General features: G+C 64.0%; 23 protein-coding genes. 18 read left to right on the top strand and 5 right to left on the bottom strand.

What is annotated here, in order from left to right; all coding sequences use genetic code 11:
• Positions 1 to 12: 12 nt before the first annotated feature.
• The 10 genes from BXA07_RS02885 (at position 13) to BXA07_RS02930 (ending at position 10,530) form a co-directional block, all read left to right on the top strand.
• Positions 13 to 306 (top strand): hypothetical protein, encoded by a 294-nt coding sequence (locus BXA07_RS02885; protein ID WP_046682130.1) that lies wholly within the window; start codon positions 13 to 15, stop codon positions 304 to 306.
• Positions 307 to 379: 73 nt separating this feature from the next.
• Entirely contained in the window at positions 380 to 1,201 is an 822-nt protein-coding gene (locus BXA07_RS02890) for an endonuclease/exonuclease/phosphatase family protein (protein ID WP_076565382.1), read from the top strand.
• 9 nt (positions 1,202 to 1,210) lie between these two features.
• Positions 1,211 to 2,374 carry a cardiolipin synthase ClsB gene (gene clsB, locus BXA07_RS02895; protein WP_076565384.1) on the top strand — a complete coding sequence of 388 codons (1,164 nt, stop codon included), beginning with the start codon at positions 1,211 to 1,213 and terminating at the stop codon, positions 2,372 to 2,374.
• Entirely contained in the window at positions 2,371 to 2,760 is a 390-nt protein-coding gene (locus BXA07_RS02900; RefSeq protein WP_076565385.1) for an RNA-binding S4 domain-containing protein, read from the top strand. The genes clsB and BXA07_RS02900 overlap by 4 nt, the downstream gene beginning before the upstream one ends.
• A 257-nt stretch (positions 2,761 to 3,017) precedes the next feature.
• The gene (locus BXA07_RS02905) at positions 3,018 to 3,626 is read left to right on the top strand and encodes a TetR/AcrR family transcriptional regulator (RefSeq protein ID WP_076565387.1); all 609 of its coding nucleotides are present in this window, start codon (positions 3,018 to 3,020) and stop codon (positions 3,624 to 3,626) included.
• Positions 3,627 to 3,706: 80 nt separating this feature from the next.
• Positions 3,707 to 5,497, top strand: a complete 1,791-nt coding sequence (locus tag BXA07_RS02910) for an acyl-CoA dehydrogenase C-terminal domain-containing protein (RefSeq protein ID WP_034753387.1) — start codon at positions 3,707 to 3,709, stop codon at positions 5,495 to 5,497.
• Positions 5,498 to 5,511: 14 nt separating this feature from the next.
• Positions 5,512 to 7,911 (top strand): 3-hydroxyacyl-CoA dehydrogenase/enoyl-CoA hydratase family protein, encoded by a 2,400-nt coding sequence (locus tag BXA07_RS02915; RefSeq protein WP_076565389.1) that lies wholly within the window; start codon positions 5,512 to 5,514, stop codon positions 7,909 to 7,911.
• A gap of 11 nt (positions 7,912 to 7,922) precedes the next feature.
• Positions 7,923 to 8,420: a PaaI family thioesterase gene (locus BXA07_RS02920; protein ID WP_244556152.1), complete on the top strand. Its 498-nt coding sequence runs from the start codon at positions 7,923 to 7,925 to the stop codon at positions 8,418 to 8,420.
• A gap of 60 nt (positions 8,421 to 8,480) precedes the next feature.
• Positions 8,481 to 9,677, top strand: coding sequence for an acetyl-CoA C-acyltransferase (locus tag BXA07_RS02925; protein WP_076565392.1), 1,197 nt, complete (start codon positions 8,481 to 8,483; stop codon positions 9,675 to 9,677).
• A 73-nt stretch (positions 9,678 to 9,750) separates the two neighbouring features.
• Positions 9,751 to 10,530, top strand: a complete 780-nt coding sequence (locus BXA07_RS02930) for an enoyl-CoA hydratase (protein WP_076565394.1) — start codon at positions 9,751 to 9,753, stop codon at positions 10,528 to 10,530.
• Here BXA07_RS02930 and BXA07_RS02935 read toward each other — a convergent pair.
• Positions 10,527 to 11,114 (bottom strand): TetR/AcrR family transcriptional regulator, encoded by a 588-nt coding sequence (locus BXA07_RS02935; protein WP_170909595.1) that lies wholly within the window; start codon positions 11,112 to 11,114, stop codon positions 10,527 to 10,529. The two genes, BXA07_RS02930 and BXA07_RS02935, sit on opposite strands and share 4 nt — an antisense overlap.
• Positions 11,115 to 11,155: 41 nt before the next feature.
• Between BXA07_RS02935 and BXA07_RS02940 the strand changes: the two genes are divergently transcribed.
• Entirely contained in the window at positions 11,156 to 11,683 is a 528-nt protein-coding gene (locus tag BXA07_RS02940; protein WP_076565397.1) for a dihydrofolate reductase family protein, read from the top strand.
• Here BXA07_RS02940 and BXA07_RS02945 read toward each other — a convergent pair.
• Entirely contained in the window at positions 11,680 to 12,483 is an 804-nt protein-coding gene (locus BXA07_RS02945) for a metallophosphoesterase family protein (protein ID WP_076565399.1), read from the bottom strand. The two genes, BXA07_RS02940 and BXA07_RS02945, sit on opposite strands and share 4 nt — an antisense overlap.
• A 130-nt stretch (positions 12,484 to 12,613) precedes the next feature.
• Between BXA07_RS02945 and bla the strand changes: the two genes are divergently transcribed.
• From bla to BXA07_RS30725, 3 genes are all read left to right on the top strand, one after another.
• Entirely contained in the window at positions 12,614 to 13,570 is a 957-nt protein-coding gene (gene bla, locus BXA07_RS02950; protein ID WP_076565402.1) for a subclass B3 metallo-beta-lactamase, read from the top strand.
• 279 nt (positions 13,571 to 13,849) lie between these two features.
• Positions 13,850 to 15,058 carry an RtcB family protein gene (locus BXA07_RS02955; RefSeq protein ID WP_076565404.1) on the top strand — a complete coding sequence of 403 codons (1,209 nt, stop codon included), beginning with the start codon at positions 13,850 to 13,852 and terminating at the stop codon, positions 15,056 to 15,058.
• Positions 15,059 to 15,069: 11 nt separating this feature from the next.
• Positions 15,070 to 15,243 (top strand): hypothetical protein, encoded by a 174-nt coding sequence (locus BXA07_RS30725; protein WP_170909596.1) that lies wholly within the window; start codon positions 15,070 to 15,072, stop codon positions 15,241 to 15,243.
• On the opposite strand, the gene BXA07_RS02960 is transcribed toward BXA07_RS30725, so the two are convergent.
• Positions 15,240 to 16,043 (bottom strand): metallophosphoesterase, encoded by an 804-nt coding sequence (locus BXA07_RS02960; protein WP_076565406.1) that lies wholly within the window; start codon positions 16,041 to 16,043, stop codon positions 15,240 to 15,242. The two genes, BXA07_RS30725 and BXA07_RS02960, sit on opposite strands and share 4 nt — an antisense overlap.
• A 46-nt stretch (positions 16,044 to 16,089) precedes the next feature.
• The gene (locus BXA07_RS02965) at positions 16,090 to 16,995 is read right to left on the bottom strand and encodes a LysR family transcriptional regulator (RefSeq protein ID WP_076565407.1); all 906 of its coding nucleotides are present in this window, start codon (positions 16,993 to 16,995) and stop codon (positions 16,090 to 16,092) included.
• 119 nt (positions 16,996 to 17,114) lie between these two features.
• Between BXA07_RS02965 and BXA07_RS02970 the strand changes: the two genes are divergently transcribed.
• Together BXA07_RS02970 and BXA07_RS02975 are read left to right on the top strand one after the other, a co-directional pair.
• The gene (locus BXA07_RS02970) at positions 17,115 to 17,981 is read left to right on the top strand and encodes a pirin family protein (protein ID WP_076565409.1); all 867 of its coding nucleotides are present in this window, start codon (positions 17,115 to 17,117) and stop codon (positions 17,979 to 17,981) included.
• Between the two features lie 57 nt (positions 17,982 to 18,038).
• Entirely contained in the window at positions 18,039 to 18,740 is a 702-nt protein-coding gene (locus BXA07_RS02975; protein ID WP_212592259.1) for an isochorismatase family protein, read from the top strand.
• A gap of 6 nt (positions 18,741 to 18,746) precedes the next feature.
• Here the strand turns inward: BXA07_RS02975 and BXA07_RS02980 are convergent, their stop codons facing one another.
• Positions 18,747 to 19,508 (bottom strand): substrate-binding periplasmic protein, encoded by a 762-nt coding sequence (locus tag BXA07_RS02980; RefSeq protein ID WP_076565410.1) that lies wholly within the window; start codon positions 19,506 to 19,508, stop codon positions 18,747 to 18,749.
• A 228-nt stretch (positions 19,509 to 19,736) separates the two neighbouring features.
• Here BXA07_RS02980 and pnuC point away from each other — a divergent pair, with 228 nt between their 5' ends.
• Together pnuC and BXA07_RS02990 are read left to right on the top strand one after the other, a co-directional pair.
• Complete coding sequence (gene pnuC, locus BXA07_RS02985) at positions 19,737 to 20,348, top strand: nicotinamide riboside transporter PnuC (RefSeq protein WP_076565412.1); 612 nt, start codon at positions 19,737 to 19,739, stop codon at positions 20,346 to 20,348.
• A 332-nt stretch (positions 20,349 to 20,680) separates the two neighbouring features.
• Positions 20,681 to 23,239: a TonB-dependent receptor gene (locus BXA07_RS02990; protein WP_076565413.1), complete on the top strand. Its 2,559-nt coding sequence runs from the start codon at positions 20,681 to 20,683 to the stop codon at positions 23,237 to 23,239.
• Positions 23,240 to 23,245 lie beyond the last annotated feature (6 nt).

Here is a 23,245-nt window from a genome sequence, read left to right on the forward strand (position 1 = left end):
AGAAAGCATTCCATGTTGAACTGGTTACATCTGACTGCGCAGCAAAAACTGCTGGGCACCCTGGGCATCGTTTTTTGCCTGTGCTTTATTTTCCTGTTGTTCAGCTCCACCGTGCCCGGCCGCACGCCGCCCATCGGCATGCCGTTGATGGCGATCGGCTGGCTGCTGCATCCGGGCGCCTTTGCCAAGGGCAAACGCACGGTGGCCTGGCGCGGCGCACCATTGCTGGTCAAGATCGTCTGGGCGGCAGGCATTACCGCGCTGATCGTCAGCGTAACGGCGGGCGTGGGACGCATGCTGGCCTGATTGTGCGCGTGTAGGTGCGCACGCGCACCTACGCTGGCGCCGCGCGGGGGCCGTCTGGGAGTAGAATCAATGCATGAAAATCCGCGTAGCAACTTATAATATACACAAGGGCGTCTCCTCCGTGCGGGGCTTGCCCCGCGTCCACGCTTTAAAACAGGCGATCGCCCTGTTCCATGCCGATGTGGTCTTCCTGCAAGAGGTGCAGGGCAAGCATGACCGCAATGCGGCCCGCTATGGCGCCGAGAAAAACGGCCACAAGCATTGGCCGGAAGCGTCGCAGCATGAATTCTTTGCCGGCGCCGAACACCATTCCGCCTACGGCATGAATGCCGTGTATGACCATGGTCATCATGGCAACGCCTTGCTCAGCAAGTTTCCCATCGCCTCGCAAACCAACCACGACGTCTCCGACCACGCCTATGAACAGCGCGGCATCCTGCATTGCGTGCTCAATACGCCGCAGGCGGACGTGCACTGCTATGTCGTGCACCTGGGCCTGTTCGAGTCCGGACGGGGCCGCCAGACGCAGGCGCTGATCGACGCCGTCCTGGAATCGGCGCCGAACGGCGAACCCGTCATCATCGCCGGCGATTTCAACGACTGGCGCAACACGCTCAGCGACAAGCTGCGCAATGCGCTCGGCGTGGTGGAAGTATTCGACCAGCGCGCGTCGAACTCGGCCCTGGGCGACCTCGTGCGCACCCTGGCGCGGCGCCAGACGAAAACACCGGTCCCCGTGCCGGCACGCACCTTTCCCGCCGCCTTGCCCTGGTTCCGCCTCGACCGCATCTATGTGCGCGGCTTCCATGTGGAAGGCGCACAAGTGATGCACGGTACCCTGTGGGCGAAACTGTCGGATCACGCACCGATAGTTGCTGCTTTGAAACTCGCGTAGACTGCCGGCATGCGATCCGTCAATTTCACCGCCCACAACGACATCCAGCTGCTGTATTGCGGCACCGATTACTTTCCAGCGCTGGTCCGTGCCATCGACGGCGCCCACACGGAAGTCTATTTCGAAACCTATATCTTCGCCGACGACGCCACGGGCACCCTGGTGCTCGACGCGCTCAAGCGGGCGGCCGCGCGCGGCGTGCTGGTGTGCATGATCACGGACTGGTTCGGCACGGGCAACCGCCGCGTCAATGCCATGCATGCGCAACTGGAAGCGGCCGGCGTGCACCATCGCATCTTCAACCCGTGGTTCCGGCGCGGCATCACGCGCACGCACCGCAAGATCTGCGTCGTCGACTTCGAAGTGGCCCTGGTGGGCGGCATCAATATCAACGACGACATGTTTTGCGACTACGACCACAGCATCAGCCTGGAAGCGCCGCGCTGGGACTTCGCCGTGCAGGTGCGGGGCCCGCTGGTGGACGCCATCCATGAGGAAGCACAGGCGCAGTGGGCGCGGCTGGGCAAGATGAACCTGGTGCGGCGTATCAAGCTGTACCGCAAGATGCGCGTCGTCAGCAAGGAGCTGGCGAAGAACCCCGTCGTGGCCGGCTTTGTCGTGCGCGACAATCTGCGCAACCGCCGCACCATCCAGCGCGCCTACCTGCAGGCGCTGGGCCAGGCGCGCAAGAGCGTGATGCTGGCCAACCCATATTTCGCGCCCGGGCACAAGCTGCGCCAGGCGCTGGCCCAGGCCGCCCAGCGCGGCGTCGACGTGGTGCTCTTGATTGGCGTGGGTGAGTTCCGCATGCAGGATGCCGTGGCGCACTCGTTTTATCCGAAACTGCTGGCCGCCGGCGTGAAAATCGTCGAATACCGCAAGACGCAGCTGCACGCCAAGGTGGCCGTCGTCGACGATGACTGGGCCACGGTGGGGTCGAGCAATATTGACGCGCTGAGCCTGTTCCTGAACCAGGAAGCCAACGTGGTGATCAAGGATGTTGCGTTTGCGCAAAGCTTGCGCCAGCATATAGAACAGGGCATCGCCGACGGCATCGTGATCCACCAGGATGATTTCAAGCACGTCGGCCGTTTTCGGCGTATCGGCTACGAGGCAGCGTTTCTCGTGTACCGGCTGGTGATGCGCATTTTTTCAGTAGGCAAGTACGCATGAGTGATATGACAACGGTAAGGCTGGACAAGTGGCTGTGGGCCGCGCGCTTCTTCAAGACGCGCTCGCTGGCCAGCGAAGCCGTCGACACGGGCAAGGTCAAAGTGGGCGGCGAGCGCGTCAAACCGGCGCGCAGTCTGCGCGTGGGTGACGAGCTGGCCATCGACAATGGCGCGGAGACGTGGGAAGTGGCCGTGCTGGGCCTGTCCGACAAGCGCGGCGCGGCTCCCGTGGCGCGCCTGCTGTATGCGGAAACGCCGGCCAGCGTCGCCCGCCGCGAGCAGCTGGCCGAGCAACGCAAGCTGTTCCGTGAGCCGGGCAGCACCATCAAGGGGCGGCCGACCAAGCGTGATCGCCGTCAACTGAGCAAGGCAGGCGGCCTGGACTGAGGCGCGCTTATTGCTGCACGGCAAGAGTGCGTGCCACTTTTGCCGCCTGAAACCGATATAAACACGCGGCCCTGAAATGCTGCGCTGCACCAATAGAACGCCGGCTCTAAAGTTCCCGTTTGACTTTTACGTGCTAGTGGATAATAGTACGAGCGTTCGGATTTTTTCGGAGCGTGCTTTTTTTACCCCGCGTTCCAGTCCGCCAGATCGGCAACATCATTTTTAGAACGGACATCTTGAATACTTCAGTCAAATTCATGCGCAAGGGCGAACTGACCCGTGCCGCCATCCTCGACGTGGCGCTGGACCTGTCCAGCCGCGACGGCCTGGAAGGCCTGACCATTGGGCTGCTTGCGGACAAAATGAACATGAGCAAGTCGGGCGTGTTTGCCCACTTTGGCTCGCGCGAAGACTTGCAGATGGAAGTGCTGAAGCTCTACCACTATCGTTTCGAGCAAGAAGTCTTTTTCCCCAGCATGAAAGAACCGCGCGGCATCGCCCGTCTGCAATCGATGTATGCACGCTGGGTCAAGCGGGTCAGCGTGGAAATCGCTTCCGGCTGCATCTATATCAGCGGCGCCGTCGAGTATGACGACCGGCCCGGTCCCATCCGCGAGGCCCTGGTGGCCATGGTGCGGGCCTGGCAGGGCGCGCTGCTGCGCTGTGTCGAGCAATCGATCGCCACGGGCGACCTGAAGGCGGACACCGACGCCCAGCAGCTGGTGTACGAGATGTATGGCCTGATCCTGGCCCTGCATCACGACGCGCGCTTCCTGCGCGTGCCGGGCAGCATCGAACGGGCGCAGGCAGGCTTTGTGCGCCTGCTGGCCTCGTACCAGAATCCGGCCGCAGTCAGCAAGGAATAAGCAGTCCAGGAATTATCCGCAGCAACGAACAAGCAGTTCACAAGTAAAACACTTTAGCTAAACGCCTTCAGGAGAAAATTATGGGTCAATACGTCGCGCCAATCCGGGATATGCAATTCGTCCTGCACGAGTTCCTGCAAGTGGAAGAAGAACTGAAGCAAATGCCGTCGTACGCCGACGTCGACGCCGACATCATCAACCAGGTGCTGGAAGAGGGCGGCAAATTTACCTCCGAAGTATTGTTCCCGCTGAACCACTCCGGCGACCGCGAAGGCTGCCACCACGACCCCGTCACGAAAAGCGTGACCACGCCCAAAGGTTTCAAGGAAGCCTACAAGCAGTACGTCGAAGGCGGCTGGGCGGCACTGGCTTGCGATCCGGAATACGGCGGCCAGGGCTTGCCTGTCGTGCTGAACAATTCCTTCTATGAAATGCTGAACTCGTCGAACCAGGCCTGGTCCATGTACCCTGGCCTGTCGCACGGCGCCTACGAGTGCCTGAAGGAACACGGCACCGACCACCAGAAGGAAGTCTACCTGCCGAAGCTGGTGTCGGGCGAATGGACGGGCACCATGTGCCTGACCGAACCGCACTGCGGCACCGACCTGGGCCTGCTGCGCTCGAAGGCACTGCCTGAGGCGGACGGTTCCTGGACCATCACCGGCAACAAGATCTTCATCTCGGCCGGCGAGCACGACATGGCGGAAAACATCCTGCACCTGGTGCTGGCCCGCGTGCCGGACGCGCCGGAAGGCTCGAAAGGCATCTCGCTGTTCCTGGTGCCGAAATTCCTGCCGAACGCGGACGGCACGGTCGGCGAGCGCAACCCGATCACCTGCGGCGCCATCGAAGAAAAGATGGGCATCCACGGCAATTCGACCTGCCAGATGAACCTGGACGGCGCGAAAGGCTGGATCATCGGCCAGCCGAACAAGGGCCTCAACGCCATGTTCGTCTTCATGAACGCGGCCCGCCTGGGCGTGGGCATGCAGTCGCTGGGCCTGACGGAAATCGCTTACCAGAACGCGCTGATCTACGCCAAGGACCGCACGCAAATGCGTTCGCTGTCCGGCATCAAGAACCCGGAACTGCCGGCCGACCGCATCATCGTGCACCCTGACGTGCGCCGCATGCTGTTGACGGGCAAAGCCTACGCCGAAGGCGCGCGCGCGTTCACCTCGTACGTGGCGCTGCAGATCGACCGCGAACTGCACCACCCGGACGCCGACGTGCGCAAGGAAGCGGCCGACGAAGTGGCGCTGCTGACGCCCGTCATCAAGGCTTTTATTACCGATAACGCCTGGATCGCCACCTCGGACGCGATGCAAGTGTTCGGCGGCCACGGCTACATCTCGGAATGGGGCATGGAACAGTATGTGCGCGATGCGCGCATCAACATGATCTACGAAGGCACGAACACGATCCAGTCGCTGGACTTGCTGGGCCGCAAGATCCTCGGCGACAACGGCGCCAAGCTGCGCAAGTTCGGCGAAAAGATCAAGGCTTTCGTCGAAGACAACGGCACCGATGAAGCGATGAGCGAATTCGTCACCCCACTGGGCGACCTGGGCGACAAAGTCACCAAGCTGACCATGGAAATCGGCATGAAGGCATTCCAGAATCCTGACGAAGTGGGCGCGGCCTGCGTGCCTTACCTGCGCGTCGTCGGCCACATGATCTACAGCTACCTGTTCGCGCAGATGGCCAAGATCGCCCTCGAAAAAGAGTCCAGCGGCGACAAGTTCTACACCGCCAAACTGGCTACCGCACGTTTCTACTTCGCCCGCTTGCAGCCTGAGACGGCAACCCTGATCCGTCAGGCGCGTTCCGGTTCGGCCAACCTGATGGCACTCGACGCAGACCTGTTCTAAGACTTGAGGAAAATATGACCAATTTCATCGTTAAAAAAGTAGCCGTCCTCGGCGCCGGCGTGATGGGCGCGCAGATCGCCGCCCATTGCATCAACGCGAAAGTGCCGGTCGTGCTGTTCGACCTGCCGGCCAAGGAAGGCCCGAAGAATGGCATCGTGCTGCGTGCCATCGAGAACCTGAAAAAGCTGTCGCCTGCGCCGCTGGGCAACAAGGATGACGCCGCGCTGATCCAGGTAGCCAACTACGAAGACAACCTGGACCTGCTGGCCGGTTGCGACCTGATCATCGAAGCCATCGCCGAGCGCATGGACTGGAAACACGACCTGTACCAGAAGGTCGCGCCGCACATCGGCCCGAACGCGATCTTCGCCTCGAACACCTCGGGCCTGTCGATCACCAAGCTGGCCGAAGGCTTCGACGCCGACCTGAAGTCGCGCTACTGCGGCGTGCATTTCTTCAATCCGCCGCGCTATATGCACCTGGTCGAGATCATCCCGACCGCGTTCACCAAGCCTGAAATCGCCGACCAGCTGGAAGGCTTTTTGACCACCACCCTGGGCAAGGGCGTGGTCCGCGCCAAGGACACGCCGAACTTCATCGCCAACCGCGTGGGCGTGTTCGGCATCCTGGCCATCGTGCACGAAGCGGAAAAATTCGGCCTGTCCGTGGACGTCGTCGATGACCTGACGGGTTCCAAGCTGGGCCGCGCCAAGTCGGGCACCTTCCGCACGGCGGACGTGGTCGGCCTGGACACCATGGGCCATGTGATCAAGACCATGCAGGACTACCTGCCGAACGATCCGTTCGCCGCCGTCTACAAGACGCCGGCCGTGCTGGCGCAGCTGGTGGAAAAAGGCGCGCTGGGCCAGAAAAGCGGCGCGGGCTTCTACAAGAAGGTTGGCAAGGAAATCCAACGCCTCGATTTCGCCACCGGTGAATACGTGGCCGGCGGCGCCAAGGCGGCCGACATCATCGCCCGCATCCTGAAGGAAAAGGATCCGGTCAAGAAGATGAAGGCGCTGCGCGAATCGACGAATCCGCAAGGCCAGTTCCTGTGGGCGATCTTCCGCGACGCTTTCCATTACATCGCCATTCACCTCGATACCGTCGCCGACAACGCGCGCGACATTGACTTCGCCATGCGCTGGGGCTTCGGCTGGAACGTGGGCCCGTTTGAAACGTGGCAGGCATCGAACTGGCTGCAAGTGGCCAACTGGGTCAAGGAAGACATCGACGCCGGCCATGCGCTGTGCAACGCACCGTTGCCTGCCTGGGTATTCGAAGGTCCGGTCGCTGAAAAAGGCGGCGTGCACACGCCGGAAGGTTCGTACTCCGCCGTGTCGAACAGCTTCGTGCCACGTTCCAGCCTGGCCGTCTACGACCGCCAGCCGTTCCGCGCGCCGGTCTTGGGCAGCGGCGCCATCGACGGCAAGACCGCCGGCACCACCGTCTTCGAAGACGAATCCGTGCGCGTCTGGCATACGGGCGACGACGTCCTGATCATCTCGTTCAAGACCAAGATGCACGTGATCGGCGAAGGCGTCATCAATGGCCTGAAACTGGCCCTGGCCGAAGCGGAAAAGAACTTCAAGGGCCTGGTGATCTGGCACGCCGACGCAGCCGAAGGCGGCGCCTTCTCGGCCGGCGCCGACCTGCAATCGGCCCTGCCGGCCTTCATGCAAGGCGGCGTGAAAGCCGTCGATCCTATCATCGCCGAACTGCAGAACACCTTCATGTCGCTGAAATACGCGAACGTGCCGGTGATCGCCGCGGTCGCCGGCCTGGCACTGGGCGGCGGTTGCGAGCTGGCGCTGCATGCATCGAAGCGCGTGGCCTCGATCGAGTCGTATATCGGCCTGGTGGAAGTGGGCGTGGGCCTGATTCCTGCCGGCGGCGGCTTGAAGGAAGCGGCGCAGCGCGCCTACAAGGAAGCCAAGGGTAACGATATCCTGCAATTCCTGAAAACGGGCTTCACCAATGCGGCCACCGCCAACGTGTCGAAATCGGCGCTGGAAGCGAAGAAGATGGGCTACCTGAAGGAAGACGACGTGATCGTGTTCAACGCCTACGAGCTGCTGCACGTGGCCAAGGTTGAAGCGCGCGCCATGTTCGACGCGGGCTTCCGTCCGCAGCTGCCGTCGCTGATCCAGGTGACGGGCCGCTACGGCTGGGGCACCATCAAGGCGCAGCTGGTCAACATGCGCGACGGCGGCTTCATTTCGGCGCACGATTTCAAGCTGGGCGAGATGATCGCCGAGATCGTATCGGGCGGCGACGTGGACCAGGGCAGTTTCGTCAGCGAACAGTGGCTGCTGGATATGGAACGCAAGGCATTCCTGGAGCTGTTGAACCATCCGAAAACCCAGGAACGGATCATGGGCATGATGCAGACCGGTAAGCCGGTACGCAACTAAGCACAACGTCGATGACGATCCTGTCCCTTGTTTTTAAAGTATTGCTGCGCGTGAGGCCAAGCATGGTGTATGACCGTATCAAACAACAGATGATGGACACCTTGCCCTTCGTGCGGCTGCTGGGGATCAGCATCGACGACATCGGCGCCGGCACCTCGAAGGTGTCGCTGCCGGACGATCCCAAACTGCATAATCACCTGGGCACGCAGCATGCGGGCGCCTTGTTCACCCTGGCCGAAACGGCTTCCGGCGCGGCCATGGCTGGCGGCTTCGCCGAGCTGATACTGGGCTTGCGCCCGGTGGCCAAGGAGTCGCGCATCCAGTACCAGAAGCTGGCCCGGGGCGCGACGCGCGCCGAAGGCCGGGTACCTGGCGACCTGGCGGCCTTGAAGGCGCAGCTGGCGCAGGATGGCAAGGTGGCGTTTCCCGTGGCAGTCGATATTTTCGATGCCGAAGGCACGCTGGCGGCACAGGTGACGGTGGACTGGTATCTGTCGCAGAAGCGATAGACCGCCACCCCGGACATTCGACAGAACACGAACCTCGTTCAACATCTTTGAAAGAACAAAATGAGCAAACAACTTCAAGACGCGTACATCGTCTCTGCAACCCGCACCCCGATCGGCAAGGCGCCGCGCGGCATGTTCAAGAACACACGCCCGGACGACCTGCTGGTGCGCGTGCTGCAATCGGCCCTGGCACAGGCGCCTGGCCTGGATCCGGCCCTGATCACCGACGCGATCATCGGCTGCTCGTTCCCGGAAGCGGAGCAGGGCTTCAACATTGCGCGTAACTCGGTGCTGCTGGCCGGCTTGCCGAAAACCGTCGGCGGCGTTACCGTCAACCGTTACTGCGCGTCGGGCATCACGGCGATTGCCATGGCGGCCGACCGCATCCGCGTGGGCGAAGCCGACGTGATGATCGCCGGCGGCATCGAATCGATGTCGATGGTGCCGATGATGGGCCACCACCCGTCGATGAACTTGGACATGTTCAGCGATGAAAACATCGGCATGGCCTACGGCATGGGCCTGACGGCCGAGAAAGTGGCGCAGCAATGGAAAGTGTCGCGCGAACAGCAGGACGCGTTCTCCGTCGAATCGCACCGCCGCGCCATCGCCGCGCAGCAAGCCGGTTTCTTCAAGGCGGAAACGACGCCCGTGGAAATCATCACGCGCACGCCGAACCTGGCCACCGGCCAGGTTGATGTGAGCCGCCGCACCGTCGATACCGACGAAGGCGCGCGCGCCGATTCGTCGATGGAGTCGCTGGCAAAACTCAAACCCGTATTTGCCGCCAAGGGTACCGTCACGGCCGCCAACAGCTCGCAGATGTCCGACGGCGCCGGTGCGCTCTTGATCGTCAGCGAGAAGATTTTGCGCGAGCACAACCTGACCCCGCTGGCGAAATTCTCCTCGTTCGCCGTGCGCGGCGTGCCGCCGGAAATCATGGGCATCGGTCCGAAATTCGCCATTCCGGCAGCGTGCGCCGCCGCCGGCATCACGCAAGACCAGTTGGACTGGATCGAGCTGAACGAAGCGTTTGCGGCGCAAGCCCTGGCCGTGATCGGCGACCTGGGCCTGGATCCATCGAAGGTCAACCCGATGGGCGGCGCGATCGCCCTGGGCCACCCGCTGGGCGCCACCGGTGCCATCCGCGCCGCGACCGTGATCCACGCGCTGCAGCGCACCAAGCAGAAGTACGGCATGGTCACGATGTGCGTGGGCGCCGGCATGGGCGCCGCCGGAATTTTTGAACGCGTCTAAGTTCGACGGACTAAGGCTATAAAACAGGGCGCTGAGGGATGACTCCGGCGCCCTTTATCTTTTTGGAGACGACATGGATATTGTGTGCAGCAAGAGCGAGGGCATTCTGACCCTGGAATTCAACCGCCTGGAACGCAAGAATGCGATCACGGGCGCCATGTACCAGACCCTGGCCGACGCGCTGGTGGCGGCCGAGACGGACGATGACGTCCGTGCCATCCTGATCTGCGGCAAGCGCGAGATTTTCACGGCCGGCAATGACCTCGATGATTTCATGAAGACGGCGCGCCCGAAGGATGGCTCGCTCGACCATGACCGTCCCGTGTTCCAGTTCATGCGCGCGCTGTACGGCAGCAGCAAGCCCGTGGTGGCGGCCGTTTCCGGCCCCGCCATCGGCATCGGCACGACCTTGCTGATGCACTGCGACCTCGTCTACGCGGCCGACAACGCCAGCTTCTCGATGCCATTCACGCAGCTGGGCCTGTGCCCGGAATTCGGCTCCAGCCTGCTGCTCACGCAACTGGCCGGCTACCCGCGCGCGGCGGAAAAACTGATGCTCGGCGAGTCCTTCCCCGCCAGCGAAGCGCTGGAAATGGGCCTCGTGTCGAAAGTCGTGCCCCTGTACGAGCTGATGACGTTCGCGCAAGGCCAGGCCGCCAAGCTGGTGGCATTGCCAGCCGCATCCATCCGCGCCACCAAGCGCCTGATGAAGCAAAGCCGCATGGAACCGATGAAGGCAGCCATCGCCGACGAAAACAAGCTCTTTAGCGCCATGCTGGGCGGCGCCGAGGCGAAGGAAGCGTTTACGGCCTTCTTTGAGAAGCGCAAGCCGGATTTCAAGAAGTTCAATTAAGCGCTTGCGCGCATGCCGGCCAGGATCAGAGAAATCGAGGCGTGCCACCGCGTCTCGCCGGCCGGCCTGCCCGCCAGCGCATAGCCGTGCAAAAAATCGACGAGTGCATCGCGGCCACGCAGCTGGATATTTTGCGGCAGATCAAGGCCGTCCAGGGCCAACTCGAACAGCGCCGTAAAGCGCTCCGCCACGTCGGCTTGCGTCACCAGCCCGCGCGCCATCAGGCGCACGAAATACGGCGTGGCGCTGACCAGTTCCAGGTACAGCGCGCACAGCGCGAGCAGGCGCCGCTGCGGCGTTTGGCGCCGCGTAAACGGCGGCTGGCACGGATCGAGCGCGGCAAAACGCTGCGCCATCAAGGCCAGCAATAATTCCTCTTTTCCCGCGTAATAGTGATACACGGCCATGGCGTCGACGCCCAGGCTTTGCGCCAGCGCGCGCATGGAAAACGCGTCGCCTTGTTCTTCCAGCAGGGCCAGGGCCGCCGGCAGGATGCTGGCGCTGTCCAGCGCGGGCGCGGCGCGGCGGGGGCGGCCCGCGCGGCGCACGGGATTTGCAATGGCTTGAAGTTTTGTGGAGTTCATGGGCATAATTCTACACTGTAGAATTAATTGGAAGGCACATCATGCAAAAACCGTTCGTCAGCGTTTTTCTCGGCATCAGCATCGACGGCTGCATCGCAGGGGAAAACGGCGACCTGTCCTGGCTGGCCGAGCTGGCGCCCGACTCGCCCGAGGCCACCGGCTACACGGCCTTGATGGCGCAGGTCGATACCTTGCTGATCGGCCGCACCACGTATGACGCCGTGCTGGGGTTCGAGCCATGGCCGTATGCGGGCAAGCGCGTGGTGGTATTGAGCCACCGCGACTTCGCGCCGCGCCATGGCGAGCAGCGCCGCGCGGGCGGCGTGCGGGACGTGCTGGAGGTACTGGCCGGGGAAGGCTGCCGCCACGTGTATCTCGACGGCGGCGCCGTCATCCGCGCGGCCTTGCGCGAGGGCGTCATCGACGGCCTGACCCTGTCCGTGCTGCCCGTGGTGCTGGGGCGCGGCGTGCGCCTGTTCGAGGACGGCTTGCCGCGCAGCCACTGGCGTCTGGAAGCAACGCGCCAGCTGCCCAGCGGCGTGGCGCAGCTGCGCTATGGAAAGCGTTAAACCGCGTTGGCCAGTTCGACGATAAAGCCGGAATCGTAGCGATCGTTTTCCGGCGTGCCGTCGGGACGCTTGTAGCCGCAGGGGTTGCAGACGACGCGGCAGTCCTGGACGCGGTAGTCGAGCGAGGCATGCATGTGGCCATGCACCCACAGGTCGGCCTGGGCTACCAGCTCGTCGAGCTGCGAGGCGAAGGCGGGTGAACCGAGGTTCGTCGCATATTGCGCGTCCACCGACAGCATCGACGGTGCCATGTGCGTGATGACGACCGTCTTGCCATCGAACGGTTGCGCCAGCTGCCGCTCCAGCCACGAGCGATGCTGCGCGTGCAGCTGCGCCGTGTCGCTGGCACACAAGAGGCGCGGCGCGTCGCCGCCCGTGCTGATGCGCTTGTAGTCGGGCATGTACGCTTGCGCCGCGTTGAGCGCTTCTTCCTGGCGCTCCGCACCGAAGAGCAAAAAATCCGTCCATAGCGTAATACCGAGGAAACGCACGCCGTCGAGTACCACGGCGTCGCCGTCGAGCAGGCCGATATTGGCGCCGTGGGCATGGGCGCTGGCACAGGCGTCGCGCACCGCGTCCTGCATGTGTTCGAGCTGGTGCCCATAGCCCTCGTGATTGCCGTGCACGTACAGCACGGGCAGGGCGCCGAAAGTGCGCGCTGCCCAGGCGATGGCATTGCTGCCCGTGTCGATGTCGCCGGCCAGGATCACCACGTCGGGGCGGCTGGCGGCAAGGTCGATGGAGGGCGTGTCGGCACCCCAGACTTCCAGGTGCAGGTCGGACAGGATCAGGAGGCGCATGGCAATAGGAGAGCAGTATATGGGCCTCTATCGTAGCGCAAAAGAACTGCTGCCGGCGGCCGCTTGACCGCGTGGCGCTGACGACGTTACCCTGTGGTATCGATAACCGCATACTCATTACTGGAGCCGCATGCCGCCTTTCTGCCTTCCCAAGTCCCTGCTCAGCATCGCGCTGGCCGTCATGGCGCTGCCGCTGACGGCGTATGCCGCTACGCCCGCCATCGATCCCTTGACGCAGCCGATCGCCTCGCCGTATGCGGCGCAGTGGAACCGCCCGCAGCAGCCGGCACGCATCCACGGCGACACGTATTACGTGGGCGTGGGCGGCTTGAGCGTGGCGCTGATCCACACGCGCGACGGCCTGATCCTGATCGACGGCGCGCTGCCGCAGTCGGTGGCCGCCATCAAGGAGCATCTCCTCGAACTGGGTTTTCGTGTGGAGGACATCAAGTTCATCCTGAGTACGGAAGCGCATTTCGACCATTCGGGCGGCATTGCCGCCCTGGCCCGCGACAGCGGCGCGCAAGTGGTCGCCAGTCCGCTCGGGGCGCAGGCGCTGCGCGCCGGATCGGTGCTTGCCATGGACCCGCAGGCGGGCGAAATCGACCCCATGCCGGCCGTGGAAAACGTGCGCGAGATCGCCGATGGCGAAACCCTGCAACTGGGCGAGGTGACCATCACGGCGCGCTACACGCCCGGCCACACGCCGGGCAGCACCAGCTGGACCTGGGTCTCGTGCGAGGATGCCGAGCGCGAGCAATGCCTGAACGTGGTATTCGGCGCCAGCCTGACGCCGGTGGCGGCCGACGATTTTCACTACCTGGGCGATGAACGCCATGCGGACCTGACGCCGGCCTTCCGCCGCGTGATGCAGGACTTTGCCAGACTGCCGTGCGACATCCTTATCTCGGCCCACCCCGACCACTCTGGCGGCGACCAGAAGCTGACGCAGTTGCTGGAAGGCGTCACGCCGAACCCCTTCATCGATGCGCAGGCGTGCCGCAACTACGCGGCCAGGAATGAAGCGAAACTCGATGCGCGCATCGCGAAGGAAAAAGCTGCGGCCGGCGAGGCTGCGACAAAATAGCAACGTTGGCGTCTTTGCCATGAAAAGCGGTTGACGCACTGCAGCATAAGGTGCAGAATCATCGTCCGCAGTTCAGATTAACCAGACAAAAGAAAGGAAACCCCATGTTCGAGCAGGCTGGCAGCAAGTTGTACGACCACTAGCCCCGTGCATGACGCTCGGGGCCATCGGCGCATTGCCGATCCCGAGCCGGTGTCCTTCAAAACCCCGGTGAGGAAACTCGCCGGGGTTTTTTGTTTTAGACGACCCCGGCATAACGACAATACCAAGGAAGACGTTATGCCCATTCATCAGACACTGCGCGGCGCCCATGTGCCCGTGCATATCTTTACCGACGATATCGACGCGCAGGCGCTGCGCCAGCTGCACAATATTGCCAGCCTGCCCATCGTCCATCCGCATGTGGCGGCCATGCCCGACGTGCATGCCGGCATCGGCGCTACCGTCGGCAGCGTGATTCCCACGCGCGCCGCCATCATCCCGGCAGCCGTTGGCGTCGACATCGGCTGCGGCATGAACGCCGTGCGCACGACCCTGACGGCCAGCGACCTGCCCGATAACCTGGCGCGCCTGCGCAGCGCCATCGAAGCGGAAGTGCCGGTCGGCTTCGAGCAGCACGAATGGAGCCGCGTGCAAGGCTCGCGCCAGGCGCGCGCCGTGCGGCCGCTCGGCGACCGCCTGGCGCGCATCGTCGAGCGCCACCGGGGCATTGCCAAGATGCTGCGCCAGTTCGAGCGCACGTGGATTTGCCAGGCCGGCACCCTGGGTGGCGGCAACCACTTCATTGAACTCTGCCTCGACGAGGAGCAGCGGGTGTGGGTCATGCTGCATTCGGGTTCGCGCGGCATTGGCAACGTGATCGGCCGTTACTTTATCTCCGCCGCGCAGAAGGACATGCGGCGTCACCAGCTGCAGCTGCCGGACGCGGACCTGGCGTACCTGAGCGAAGGTTCCACGCTGTTCGACGACTACGTGGACGCGGTGGATTGGGCGCAGGATTACGCGCTGCTCAACCGCAGCGAAATGATGCGCCGCATGCTCGACGTGCTGGCGACGTTTGCTCCGCCGTTCCGGCTCGACGGGGAAGCCATCAACTGCCACCACAACTACATCGCGCGCGAAATGCATGGCAACGAGGATTTATATGTGACGCGCAAGGGCGCCATTTCGGCGCGGCAGGGCGAGCTGGGCATCATTCCCGGCAGCATGGGCGCGCGCAGCTTCATCGTGCGTGGCAAGGGCAATCCGGAATCGTTCTGCTCCTGCTCGCACGGGGCGGGGCGCAGCATGAGCCGCAGCGAGGCGAAGCGCCGCTTCAACCGCTTCGACCTGGCCGAGCAGACGGCCGGCATCGAGTGCCGCAAGGATGGCGGCGTGATCGACGAAATCCCCGCCGCCTATAAAAATATCGACGCCGTCATGGCGCATCAGAGCGACCTGGTGGAAGTGGTGCATACCTTGCGCCAGGTCGTCTGCATCAAGGGCTGAAAGGAGAAACCATGAAGATCAAAGTGAAAGCCCGGTCCAAGCCGCGCAATCCGCTGGTGGCGGCCGCCAGGCTGCGCGGCGGCGCCGGCGCGCACCAGTCGGAGGCGTCGCCACGGGCCGCGCGCCGGGCCGGCAAGCACCGGCTGCAGCAACTGCTGGCGGGACGCTTGAAGCCCGAGGATTAGCGCGGGGGCAGTTCGACGATGAAGTTCGGGTTGAACTGGGGATTTTGCGGCGTGCCGCTGCGCGTCTTGTAGCCGCAGGGGTTGGCTACGACGCGGCACGGGCCGATGCGGTAATCGCGCGAGACGTGGAGGTGGCCGTGCACCCACAGGTCCGCCTGCGCGGCCAGGTCGTCCAGGCGCGAAGCGTAGGCGGGCGAGCAGCCCTCGCTGCCGTAGGCATCATCGACCGACAGCAGCGACGGCGCCATGTGGCTGATGACAACGGTGCGGCCCTCGAATGGCTGCGCCAGTTCGCGCGCCAGCCAGGCTTTTTGCTGCGCGTGGAACATGGCCGTGTCGGCCGCGCGCAGCTTGCGAAAGCCCATGTTGGCCAGGCGGATGCGCTTGTAGTCGTTCATGACGGCTTCCGCGTCGCGCATGGCCGCTTGCCGCGTGTCGTCGCCCAGCAGGCGGAAATCCGTCCACAGCGTGGCGCCCAGGAAGCGCACGGCGTTGCCTGCCGGGTCGGTGATGACGTGGGTATCGGCGTCGAGAAAATGCACGTTCGGCGTGGCGGCGCAGACCGCGCGCAGTTCCTGGCGCACCTTGTCGAGGTGGTGGCCATAACCTTCGTGGTTGCCGTGTACGTACAGCACGGGCAGGCCCGCAAACGCGGTGGCGGCCCAGGCGACGGCGCGTGAACCTGTATCGATGTCGCCGGCCAGGACCACGGCGTCGGGACGGCTGAGCGCGAGATCGCCCTGCGGCGCTTGCTCGCGCCATAGCTCATGGTGCAGGTCCGACAGAATCAATAAACGCATGCGGTATCCAGGCGATTCGGGAGTACGCCATCGTACCTGAAAACCCTCACTCTTCCTCCAGCGCGGCGAAGCTGTGCGCCAGGTAGTCGATCAGCGCGCGCACGGCCGGCAGCAGGCCGCGCCGCGACGGGAAGACGGCGTGGATGATTTCGCGCTGCGGCCGCCACTGCTCCATCAGCGGCAGCAGGCTGCCATCGGCCACCTGTTCGGTGATCATCATGGTCGGCAGCTGCACCACGCCCACGCCGGCCACGGCCGCGTCGCGCAGGGTCAGCATGTCGCCCGTGACGAAGCGCGGCGCGTGGCGCAGCTGGGCGCGCGCGCCGTCCGGGCCATATAAATCCCACTGGTAGTGCTGCTGCGGCATGCCCAGGGCCAGGCTGGGCCAGTCGGCCAGGTCGGCCGGGGCCTTCGGCAGCGGGGCGTCGCCGAACAGCAGCGGGCTGCCCACCATGCACTGGCTGCGCTCGGCCAGCACGCGCAGCACCAGGTCGCTGTCGGGCAGCGGCGGCGGGCGCACGCGGATGGCCACGTCGATGCCCTCGGCCACCAGGTCGACGCGGCGGTTGCTCGCTTCGAGCAGCAGGGTCACCTGCGGATGCTCGCGCATGAAACCGGCCAGCATGGGCGCGACCAGGGAGTGCAGCAGGGCGATGGGGCAGGACAGGCGCACCGTGCCGCGCGGCGCGGCGCGCGTCAGGTCGATCGCTTCCTGCGCCGCCTCCGCTTCCACCAGCATCGCCTTGCAATGCTCGTAAAACGTCTGCCCCACGTCGGTGACGGAGAAATGCCGCGTCGTGCGCTGCAGCAGGCGCGCGCCCAGGCGCTCTTCGAGCAGCGCGATGCGCCGGCTCAGTTTGGATTTCGGCATGCCCAGCGCGCGCCCGGCCGGCGCGAAGCCGCCATGGTCGACCACCTGCACAAAATAATACAAGTCATTCAGGTCCTGCATGCCGCCTCCTTGATCGTTCTATTTTTGGAACGCTGATGGCCTATTTTACCGTCTACCGCGTTGATCGTTGCAAGGGTAACCTGTCTCCATCGTAATGCAAACCCCAACAGGAGATCGAGATGAACACAGTCACAGGTATCTACAGCGCACCGCGCCAGCACTGGGTTGGCGACGGTTTTCCCGTGCGCTCGATGTTTTCGTACAACGGCCATGGCAAGCAGCTGAGCCCATTCCTGCTGCTCGACTATGCCGGCCCCGCCGAATTTGCGCCCGGAACGCGTCCGCCCGGCGTCGGCTCGCATCCGCACCGCGGCTTCGAGACGGTGACCATCGTCTACAAGGGCGAAGTGGCGCACCGCGATTCGACGGGCCAGGGCGGCGTGATCGGCCCCGGCGACGTGCAGTGGATGACGGCCGGCGCCGGCATCCTGCATGAAGAGTTTCACTCGCCGGCCTTCACGCAGTCGGGCGGTACGCTGGAAATGGTGCAGCTGTGGGTGAACCTGCCGGCCAAGAACAAGATGACGGCGCCCGGCTACCAGGCCATCACCAGCGACACGATTCCCACGGTGGCGCTGCCGGACGACGCAGGCTCCGTGCGCGTGATCGCCGGCGAATTCGCCGGCCAGCATGGCCCGGCCCGCACGTTCTCGCCGATGCAGGTGTGGGATGTGCGCCTGGCCCAAGGCAAGCTGACGGAGCTGCCGGTGCACGCCGGCTGGAGCACGGCGCTGATCGTCCTGCACGGCACGGTGCTGGTCAATGGCGAGAGCGTGGTGCGCGAAGCGCAGATGGCGCTGTTCGGGCGCGACGGCGACAGCATCACCGTCGAGGCGAACAACGACGCCGTGGTGCTGCTGCTGAGCGGCGAGCCGATCGATGAACCCATCGTCGGCCATGGCCCCTTCGTCATGAATACCGAGGCGGAAATCGCGCAGGCGTTCGACGATTTCAACAGCGGCCGCTTCGCCCGCATCGCGCCGTAGTCATTTTATGCAGTACCCATGCCGCATCCCGCGGCATGGTTTTTTCAGGAGACCACCATGAGCACCCCCGCCAACTTCCAAGGTTTGCCACCGATGATCGATCCCGACGACGCCGTCATGCTGCTGATCGACCACCAGAGCGGCTTGTTCCAGCTGGTGCGCGACATCGAGCAGCACGTGCTGCGCGGCCACGTCACGGCGCTGGCCAAGCTGTCGCGCCTGGCCAACCTGCCGACCTTTACCACCGCTTCCGTGCCCGACGGCCCGAACGGCCCCCTGATCCCGGAAATCCACCACTTCAACCCGGACGCCGTCTACATCCCGCGCACGGGCCAGATCAACGCCTGGGACAACCCGGCCTGGGTCGAGGCCATCGAAAAGACGGGCCGCAAGACCCTGCTGATCGCCGGCACGCTTACCAGCGTGTGCATGGCCTTCCCCACCATCAGCGCGCTGGCGGCCGGCTACAAGGTGTTTGCCATCATCGACGCCTCGGGCAATTGGTCGAAGATGGCCACCGATATCACCGTGGCGCGCGTGACGCAGGCCGGCGCCGTGCCGATCGACACGTATGCCGTGCTGGCTGAAGTGATGAGCACCTGGAACCGCGCCGATGCGATGGAATTCGCCGCCATCATGACGGACCACATCGTGCCGCCGTACCGCGCCCTGATCGAAAGCTACGACAAGGCGCAGGGCGTGCAAAAGAATGGCCGCGAAACGAAGCTGGAGATCCTCGAAGCGGCTGGCAAGGGCTGATCGCCGCTATGGCGCTTCGTAGCTGCTGCGTATCGCCGCCAGCGCGCCGCGCTGTTCCAGGCGGGTGATGGCGGCGTTCAGGCGCGCCAGGTCGGCCGTGCTGGTGCTGTGCGCATTGAGCATCAGGTGCACGGGCGCGCGCAGGGCGAGAAAGGGCAGGGCGCTCAAGGCGACGCCCTGCAGGCGCGCTTCGTGGCGCACGGCCAGCACGTCGCCCATCAGCAGGTCGGCACGGCCCGCGTCGAGCATGCGCACGCCTTGCTGGAAGGTGCCGAAGGCATTCAGGCGGCCGGCCTTTTCCAGCGCCGGCCGCGCCGCGGCGTATTGCGCCCCATACCAGCCGACTTTGGGCGCCAGCAGGGTGGCCTTGCCGCGCGCGAGCTGCGCGAAGCTGGCGATCTGGCGGTGGCTCCCAGGCGCGCCGGATTTGCTGAAGACGCCCACGGCTTCGTCCCGATACGAGATGGAAAAGCGCGCATATGTCTGGCGCTCCGGCGTCTCGGACGCGGCCAGCATCAGGTCCAGTCCCCCTTTCTGGAACAGCAACTGGCGCCGCGCCGTGGGCAGTTCGGGCAAGGTGACCAGGGTGCACTGGGCTTCCTTGAATATGGCTTTCAGCAATTCCAGGTCCAGGCCCGTATAGCGGCCCTCGGCATCGCGGTAGACGTACGGCGGCCATTGCTCCAGCGCCATCGTCATGCGGCAGGCCAGGGCGGGCAGGGCCGATACGCCGAGCACTGCCGCAAACAGGAGATGGCGCATGCGCATACGGGTGCTTCCATAGAGTTTCAACTTGATATTCAATTTGCCAGAATGGCCAGGGAAGTCAAGGGTTGCTGCTGCTGAAGGCCTGCCTGGCGTGTTTTTCCTGGACTTTTGCGCGGTTTTCGCCGCCTGCCCCCCCTTGCAATTGCCTCTGGCGCGCAGGACACCGGGCAGTGTATTCGGCTATAGTGGCGCCGTGCACCCAACCACTGCCCCGCAAAGGAAGACCGCTTGACTCCCCCGCTCGAGATCGCCGCCAACGTGCTGATGACCGTTTCCATCGTCCTGGCCGGACGCAACAATATTCATTCCTGGTGGATCGGCATCGTCGGCTGCGTGCTGTTCGCCGTGCTGTTTTACCAGGTCAACCTGTACGCCGACGTGCTGCTGCAGCTGTTCTTCATCGTCACCTGCGTCATCGGCTGGCTGCAATGGCGGCGCGGCGCGGGCGGCCAGCCCTTGCCGATCACGCGCACGGGCTGGCGCAGCCTGGCCTGGATCGTGCCTGCCGGTTTTGCCGCCGTGTTCATCTACGGCATGCTGCTGCACCGTTTCACGAATGCCTACGCGCCCTTCATCGATTCCGCCGTGCTGGTGTTCAGCATCATCGCGCAATTCCTGCTGATGAGCCGGCGCATCGAAACCTGGGGCTTCTGGCTGCTGGTCAACACGGTGGCCGTGCCGCTGTACTACAGTCGCGGCCTGCACCTGACGGCCGTGCTGTACGCCGCCTACTGGATCAATGCACTCGTTTCCTGGTACTGGTGGGGCGTACAGGCGCGCCGCGCGGCAGCCGCACCACTGCCTGTGCCCGCCACTAGCGCGCCCATCGCCGATGCGTGAATATTGTCAAATGCCAAGTCTTTAGATCCAAATCGTATATACATTCAATTTTTAATTCGTTCACGCCATAAAGACGCCGCGATATAGTGGCATTTCCCCGCTTACCGGTGTCTTTTATGTTGCGCTTTACTCTTTCTGCCATTTTTTCCGCCACCCGGCACCAGCTGACCATGCAATCCATGGCGCAGTGGATGCCGATGCGTGCGCGTCCACGCATCCCGTAATTCCTGCATTCCCCCCGTTGTCGTAATTCCCGCAGGCCCATCCGGCCCGCGTGCCCCTGCTCGGCCTTTTTTATCTGAAGAAGGCCGCAATCCCAATAAGAGGAAACCATGTTCAAACCACTCGCCATCAGTCTTGCCATCGCCGCCGCCTTTCCTGCCTTCGCCCATGCCGAGGAGGAAATGCTGCGCGTCAACGTCACCGGATCGAATATCCGTGTCAGCGAAAAGGAGGGCGCCAGCGCCGTGCAGGTCATCACCGCCAAGGAATTGAAAGCCAGCGGCAAGACCAGCGTGTCGGACGTGCTGCGCGCGATTTCCGCCAACAGCGGCAATAGCTACAACGAGCAATATACGGGCAGCTTCTCGGCCGGCACCTCGGGCCTGTCCTTGCGCGGCATCGGCCAGAAAAATACCTTGATCCTGGTCAATGGCAAGCGCGTGGCCAGCTATGCGACGGCGCAAAACCTGCAGGAAACCTTTGTCGACCTGAACAGCCTGCCGATGGCGGCCGTGCAGCGCATCGAGGTACTCAAGGACGGTGCTTCGTCCGTCTATGGTTCCGATGCCGTGGCCGGCGTCGTCAACATCATCCTGTACAAGGAATTCACGGGCACGGACATCACGGCGCAGTGGGGCGGCTCGACCGAAGGCACGGGCCAGCATGAAAAGAGCGCGGCGCTGCAGACGGGGTTCGGCAAGCTGGAAGAAGACGGCTACAGCCTGGTCTTCTCGGTCGATGCGCAGCAGCGCGACAAGTTGCAGCAAAGCGACGTGGCGTGGATGCGCGATGCCGACTTCCGCAAGCAGCAGCGGGGCAGCCTGGGCTGGGCCATCACCAACTATGCGGGCACGGACCCGACGAAGACTCTGGGCGGCGTGCGCGGGCCATTGCAACTGGTCAATTATGGCGACATCACGCCCGGCAAGACGGGGCAAGTGCTGGCGTACAACCCCTCGCCATACAAAACCCTGATTCCCGGCATCCAGCGCATCCACTCGGCCGCGCGCGGCACCCTGAAGCTGAATGCGGACACGGAAGCGTATGTCGACTTGCTGCACAGCTATTCGCGCGCCGACCAGACCTTCAGCGCGCCCTTGACGGTGAACAATGCCACGCGCGTGTGGAACAACGCGACGCAAGCGCTCGACACGATACCCGTCGTGCTGCCCGTGGGCCATCCGAACAATCCGGGCGCCACGCCCCTGCCGTTCACGGCCACCCTGTTCGACCTGGGACCGCGCCTGAAGCAGGACAAGGTGACGTTCTACCGCGCGCTGGCGGGCGTCAAGGGCACCCTGGCGGGCTGGGACTGGGATGCGGCCGTGGGCCACTCGAGCAGCAAGCTGGAGGAAACCGTGCAGAACTTCGTCAACCGCTACGAATTCCAGAAGGTGCTGGCCGACGGCAGCTATAACTTCTTTGACCAGTCGCAAAACAGCGAAGCCGTGCGCAACCGCCTGCGCCTGTCGACCCTGCGTCCGGCCGAGTCGACGCTCGACACCGTCGACTTTTCGGCCGCGAAGGATTTGTGGCAACTGCCTGCCGGCCCGCTGGGTTTTGCCGCCGGCGCGCAATGGCGCCGCGAAAAGATGGATTCGCAGACCTCGACGGCCGTGCTGTCGGGCACCGAGCTGCGCCCGGCGATTAACATCATCAACGGCTCGCGCAGCGTGTCGGCCCTGTTTGCCGAATTTAACGTGCCGGTGGTCAAAGACCTGTCCGTCAACCTGGCGGGCCGCGCCGACCATTACAGCGATTTCGGCAATGCGTTTTCGCCGAAGGCCAGCGCGCGCTACCAGGCGGCGCCGTGGCTGCTGGTGCGCGGCACCGTGTCGCGCGGCTTCCGCGCGCCGTCGCTGCCGGAAATCACGCAAAGCACGGCCGTCAGCTATGTCAGCGTGCTCGATCCGCGCGATCCGATCACGCCGACGCAGACGCGCGGCGTGACGGCCATTACCATCGCCAACACGGCGCTGCGTCCTGAACGGTCGAATAACCTGAACCTGGGCGTGGTGGTGTCGCCCACCAGCAGTTCGAGCATCGGCCTCGATTACTACCGCATCAGGCAAGATGGCGTGATCGGCACGGAAAGCGCTACCACCACCATCGCCAACGAGGCGACGGCGCCGCAAAAGATCACGCGCGACGCCGACGGGCGCATCACGACCCTGTATCGCCAGTACCGCAACCAGGGCCAGCGCGAAGTGTCGGGCATCGACCTGGACCTGCGCCAGCGCTTCACCGACAAGGACTGGGGCAAGCTGACCCTGGCCGGCCAGCTGAGCCGCGTGCTGCGCTTTGCCGAGCCGCTGTCCGACGGCGCGCCGCTGACGGACGGCGCCGGCACCAACTATTTCGGCTCCATCCCGAAATGGCGCGGCGTCAGCTCGGCCACCTGGGAACAGGGAAAATGGTCGTCCACGCTGACCTGGAACTATGTCGGCAGCTATGCGCAAAACACGCACCTCGACGAATCGGTGGCCGCCTTCAGCACGTTTGACGTGACCACCAGCTGGCAAGTCACGCCGGCGGCGAACGTCACCTTCATCGTGCAGAACCTGGCCAACAAGCGCGCGCCGTGGGATTACTCGGCCTCGGGCTTTGACTATACGCAAGCCGACCCGCGCGGACGCTTCGCCTCGCTCAAGCTGAACTACAAGTTCTAAGGCGCG

Origin of the sequence: Janthinobacterium sp. TND4EL3 (assembly GCF_900156175.1) — a bacterium.
Lineage (GTDB): Bacteria > Pseudomonadota > Gammaproteobacteria > Burkholderiales > Burkholderiaceae_D > Janthinobacterium.

Coding starts and splice junctions, on each gene's coding strand:
- BXA07_RS02945 (WP_076565399.1), bottom strand. CDS start 12,483: ATGCGCCTCCTGATCCTGTCCGACCTGCACCTGGAAGTCTGGGGTGCC.
- BXA07_RS02960 (WP_076565406.1), bottom strand. CDS start 16,043: ATGCGTTTATTGATTCTGTCGGACCTGCACCATGAGCTATGGCGCGAG.
- BXA07_RS02980 (WP_076565410.1), bottom strand. CDS start 19,508: ATGCGCATGCGCCATCTCCTGTTTGCGGCAGTGCTCGGCGTATCGGCC.
- BXA07_RS30725 (WP_170909596.1), top strand. CDS start 15,070: ATGAAGATCAAAGTGAAAGCCCGGTCCAAGCCGCGCAATCCGCTGGTG.
- BXA07_RS02915 (WP_076565389.1), top strand. CDS start 5,512: ATGACCAATTTCATCGTTAAAAAAGTAGCCGTCCTCGGCGCCGGCGTG.
- BXA07_RS02975 (WP_212592259.1), top strand. CDS start 18,039: ATGAGCACCCCCGCCAACTTCCAAGGTTTGCCACCGATGATCGATCCC.
- BXA07_RS02885 (WP_046682130.1), top strand. CDS start 13: ATGTTGAACTGGTTACATCTGACTGCGCAGCAAAAACTGCTGGGCACC.
- BXA07_RS02925 (WP_076565392.1), top strand. CDS start 8,481: ATGAGCAAACAACTTCAAGACGCGTACATCGTCTCTGCAACCCGCACC.
- BXA07_RS02920 (WP_244556152.1), top strand. CDS start 7,923: ATGACGATCCTGTCCCTTGTTTTTAAAGTATTGCTGCGCGTGAGGCCA.
- BXA07_RS02955 (WP_076565404.1), top strand. CDS start 13,850: ATGCCCATTCATCAGACACTGCGCGGCGCCCATGTGCCCGTGCATATC.
- BXA07_RS02965 (WP_076565407.1), bottom strand. CDS start 16,995: ATGCAGGACCTGAATGACTTGTATTATTTTGTGCAGGTGGTCGACCAT.
- BXA07_RS02970 (WP_076565409.1), top strand. CDS start 17,115: ATGAACACAGTCACAGGTATCTACAGCGCACCGCGCCAGCACTGGGTT.
- clsB (WP_076565384.1), top strand. CDS start 1,211: ATGCGATCCGTCAATTTCACCGCCCACAACGACATCCAGCTGCTGTAT.
- bla (WP_076565402.1), top strand. CDS start 12,614: ATGCCGCCTTTCTGCCTTCCCAAGTCCCTGCTCAGCATCGCGCTGGCC.
- BXA07_RS02935 (WP_170909595.1), bottom strand. CDS start 11,114: ATGAACTCCACAAAACTTCAAGCCATTGCAAATCCCGTGCGCCGCGCG.
- BXA07_RS02910 (WP_034753387.1), top strand. CDS start 3,707: ATGGGTCAATACGTCGCGCCAATCCGGGATATGCAATTCGTCCTGCAC.
- BXA07_RS02900 (WP_076565385.1), top strand. CDS start 2,371: ATGAGTGATATGACAACGGTAAGGCTGGACAAGTGGCTGTGGGCCGCG.
- BXA07_RS02890 (WP_076565382.1), top strand. CDS start 380: ATGAAAATCCGCGTAGCAACTTATAATATACACAAGGGCGTCTCCTCC.
- BXA07_RS02905 (WP_076565387.1), top strand. CDS start 3,018: ATGCGCAAGGGCGAACTGACCCGTGCCGCCATCCTCGACGTGGCGCTG.
- BXA07_RS02930 (WP_076565394.1), top strand. CDS start 9,751: ATGGATATTGTGTGCAGCAAGAGCGAGGGCATTCTGACCCTGGAATTC.
- BXA07_RS02990 (WP_076565413.1), top strand. CDS start 20,681: ATGTTCAAACCACTCGCCATCAGTCTTGCCATCGCCGCCGCCTTTCCT.
- BXA07_RS02940 (WP_076565397.1), top strand. CDS start 11,156: ATGCAAAAACCGTTCGTCAGCGTTTTTCTCGGCATCAGCATCGACGGC.